Origin of the sequence: Lutibacter sp., from assembly GCF_040883305.1 — a bacterium.
Taxonomy (GTDB): domain Bacteria; phylum Bacteroidota; class Bacteroidia; order Flavobacteriales; family Flavobacteriaceae; genus Lutibacter.
The window spans coordinates 1-3,661 of sequence record NZ_JBFLKT010000103.1 but is presented as its reverse complement, the minus strand read 5'-3'; the positions used below and the strand labels follow the sequence as shown (position 1 = coordinate 3,661).

The following is a 3,661-nucleotide window of genomic DNA, read 5'->3' as shown; positions in this document are numbered from 1 at the left end:
TACAATTTTTAATTTCAATTTTATTCTAAAATACGATTATACTCCGCTAAGCCATAGTAAAACTTTATACAGATTTAAAGTTTTCCATGTACTTCACAATTCAAAAAACCTTTTACATCATATATGATACCTTTAGGATTTAAATACTTATTGTAATCTATTTCTAAAAATTCGTTATGTGAGACGGCTAATACAATTCCATCAAATTTATTTTGAGGCATAATTTTTAACGTTTCAATACCATATTCGTGTTTAACTTCTGTACTATTTGCCCAAGGGTCAAAAATAGTAACATCTGTTCCAAATTCTTTTAAATTTTCAATTACATCTACAACTTTTGTATTTCTAACATCTGGGCAATTTTCTTTAAAGGTAATTCCTAAAACTAAAATTCTAGAATTTTTAACTTTAATATCTTGTTGCACTAAGAGTTTTACAACTTCAGAAGCTACATAATTTCCCATGCTATCGTTCATTCTTCTTCCCGCTAAAATAATTTCTGGATGGTATCCAACTTCTTGCGCTTTTTGTGCTAAATAATACGGATCGACACCAATACAATGCCCACCTACTAAACCTGGTTTAAAGGGTAAAAAATTCCATTTTGTCCCAGCAGCCTCCAACACAGCTTGTGTATCAATATTCAACAAATTAAATATTTTTGCCAATTCATTTACAAAGGCAATATTAATATCTCTTTGTGAATTTTCTATCACTTTTGCAGCTTCAGCTACTTTAATTGTTGGTGCTAAATGTGTTCCTGCAGTGATTACCGAGGCGTACAGATTGTCTACTTTTTTTCCAATTTTAGGCATCGAACCAGCAGTTACTTTTAATATTTTTTCAACAGTGTGCTCTTTATCTCCAGGGTTTATACGTTCTGGAGAATATCCTACAAAAAAATCTTTATTAAATTTAAGACCAGAAACCTCTTCTAAAATTGGCACACAAACTTCTTCTGTTGCACCTGGATATACGGTAGATTCGTAAATTACAATATCTTGTGGCTTTAAAACACTTCCAACCGCTTCACTTGACTTTATAAGCGGTGTTAAATCTGGTTTGTTTTTTTTATCTACAGGTGTTGGTACAGTTACAATATAATAATTGCAGTTTTTTATGTTGTTAATTTCTGTTGTGCAATACAATCCCTTCTCACTTTTAGAATTGTTTACAAGCACTTGTTTTAATACATTGTCTGAAACTTCTAAAGTGCTATCAGTTCCTTTTTTTAATTCAGCAATTCGGTTTTTATTAATATCAAAACCAATAACATTGTATTTTGTAGCAAATAACCTCGCTAATGGTAGGCCTACATAGCCCAAACCTATAATTGCTATTTTAATTTTTTCTTTCATTTTATTTTTTTGTTACCGTTGAAACGTCTTTTCGAACGCAGTGAAGCAATCTGTTTGTTCAGAACTTAAATTTATTTCTAACTTTTGGCTTCGAACACGCTCAGCCACCGTAAAACTTTGAATTTTCAGACTTCCAGGCTTCGGTCTCCAGACTTCAAACTTACTCCCTATACTTCTCAATATACCATTTAACAGTTTTTAAAATTCCAGATTCAAAATTCTCTGCTGCTTTCCATCCTAATTCATTTTCAATTTTACTGGCATCAATGGCGTATCTATAATCGTGACCAGCACGATCTTTAACATAGGTAATCTGATTTTTATAACTAGTCTCTTTTGGTACTAACGTATCTAATAGTTCACATATTTTGGTTGCTATATAATTATTATCGCGTTCGTTTTTACCACCAATATTATAAACTTCTCCACTTTTTCCGTAATCGTACACTAAATCAATACCTTTACAATGATCTAAAACATATAACCAATCTCTAATGTTTTTTCCATCTCCATAAATAGGAATTTCTTGACCTGCCAATGCTTTTCTTATAACTGTAGGAATTAATTTTTCATCGTGTTGATGAGGACCATAATTATTAGAACAATTAGTAATAACTGTATTTAAACCATATGTGTGATGGTAACTTCTAACAATCATATCGCTACTTGCTTTTGAAGCGCTGTATGGTGAATTTGGTGCATACGGTGTTTTTTCAGTAAACAATCCTGTTTCACCTAAAGTACCGTAAACCTCATCTGTTGAAACATGTAAAAATCGTGCATTTTCAAAACCTGACTTATAAACAAATGGTTTTTCCATCCAATATTTATAAGCAACATCTAATAGGGTGAACGTACCTTTAATATTGGTTTCAATAAAAACATCTGGTTCACTTATAGAGTTATCTACGTGAGATTCTGCGGCTAAATGAATAACCCCATGAACGATATAATGATGAAAAACGCGTTCCATTAAATTACGATCGCAAATAGAACCATGTACAAAAGTGAAATTTTTTAAATCTTTTACAGCGCTTAAATTCTCTAAATCTCCTGCATACGTCAAAGAATCTACAACTACAATTTTAAAATCTGAGTATTTATTAACTAAATATTCAACTAAATTTGAGCCGATAAATCCAGCTCCGCCAGTTACTAAAATAGAATTCATAATTTATTTTATTTTATTTAAACATTGTTTTAAAGAATCTTGCCAAGATAATATTTCAATATGAAACGTTTGTTGCATTTTTTCAGTTTTTAACAAACTATATTTTGGACGTTTTACTTTAGAATTAAAATCTTTTGACAAAATTGGAACAATATTACATTCACTTTTTGTGATGTTCGCGATTTCTTGAGCAAATTCAAACCAACTACATTTTCCTATATTTGAATAATGATAAATTGCTACATTTTTAGTATTAATATGTGGAATTATTGTAAATAACACATTTGCCAAATCTGTAGCATTTGTTGGCGAACCTATTTGATCTGAAACTACTTTTACCTCTTTGTTTTTTTGAAACAACCTTAACATGGTATTTACAAAATTGTTTCCATTTAAAGAGTACAACCAAGAAGTTCTAATAATTATAGCATTAGCAGGATTTATTTTTTGCAAAGCTTTTTCTCCTTTTAACTTAGTCAATCCGTACTTGTTTTGTGGATTTGTAGGGTCTGTTTCTACATACGGTTTTTCTGAAGCTCCATCAAAAACATAATCGGTTGAAATATGAATTAATTTCACTTTGTGTTTTTTAGAAATACGCGCCAAATTTCCGACAGCAATATCATTAATTTCAGCAGCTAAATCCTCTTCATCTTCAGCTTTATCAACATGTGTATAAGCAGCACAATTTATAATTACGTTAATATTATTAGTTGTTATAAATGCTTCAACAGCTTCAGGTTTTGTGATATCTAATACACGCTTATCTTCAAAATAACACGTGTAATTCGGGTAATTTTGCTCAATACTATGCAAAGCAATTCCCAATTGACCTTTTGAACCTGTTATTAATATATTATTCATTTACGTTTAACATTTGTTCAAATAAATCGGCTTTTTTAAAAGACACCTGTTCTTTATCTTTATCTGAAATAATTAATTCAGCAGCAGGATAATTCCAATTAATCGCTAACTCTGGATCATTAAATAAAATACCACGTTCTGATTTTTGATTGTAATAAGCATCTACTTTATAGCAAAAAATAGTGTCATCAAATAACGTTAAATAACCATGGGCAAATCCTTTAGGAATAAAAAGTTGGTATTTATTTTCCTCGCTTAATTCTACAAC

Annotated in this window: 4 protein-coding genes; all 4 read right to left on the bottom strand. The window is 30.4% G+C overall.

The features are described from left to right. Positions 1-74: 74 nt before the first annotated feature. A complete protein-coding gene (locus tag AB1Z17_RS03110; RefSeq protein ID WP_368050329.1) occupies positions 75-1,358 on the bottom strand; it encodes a nucleotide sugar dehydrogenase in 1,284 nt (427 codons plus the stop codon). Between the two features lie 160 nt (positions 1,359-1,518). Continuing rightward, positions 1,519-2,529: a dTDP-glucose 4,6-dehydratase gene (gene rfbB, locus AB1Z17_RS03105; protein WP_368050328.1), complete on the bottom strand. Its 1,011-nt coding sequence runs from the start codon at positions 2,527-2,529 to the stop codon at positions 1,519-1,521. Between the two features lie 3 nt (positions 2,530-2,532). Then, the gene (gene rfbD / locus AB1Z17_RS03100) at positions 2,533-3,393 is read right to left on the bottom strand and encodes a dTDP-4-dehydrorhamnose reductase (protein ID WP_368050327.1); all 861 of its coding nucleotides are present in this window, start codon (positions 3,391-3,393) and stop codon (positions 2,533-2,535) included. Then, a partial coding sequence (locus tag AB1Z17_RS03095) for a dTDP-4-dehydrorhamnose 3,5-epimerase family protein (RefSeq protein WP_368050326.1) occupies positions 3,386-3,661 on the bottom strand: 276 nt, incomplete at its 5' end. The genes rfbD and AB1Z17_RS03095, both read right to left, overlap by 8 nt.

What these genes read in the sequence shown, in the direction of transcription:
- rfbD (WP_368050327.1), bottom strand. Translation starts at nt 3,393, where the DNA reads ATGAATAATATATTAATAACAGGTTCAAAAGGTCAATTGGGAATTGCT.
- rfbB (WP_368050328.1), bottom strand. Translation starts at nt 2,529, where the DNA reads ATGAATTCTATTTTAGTAACTGGCGGAGCTGGATTTATCGGCTCAAAT.
- AB1Z17_RS03110 (WP_368050329.1), bottom strand. Translation starts at nt 1,358, where the DNA reads ATGAAAGAAAAAATTAAAATAGCAATTATAGGTTTGGGCTATGTAGGC.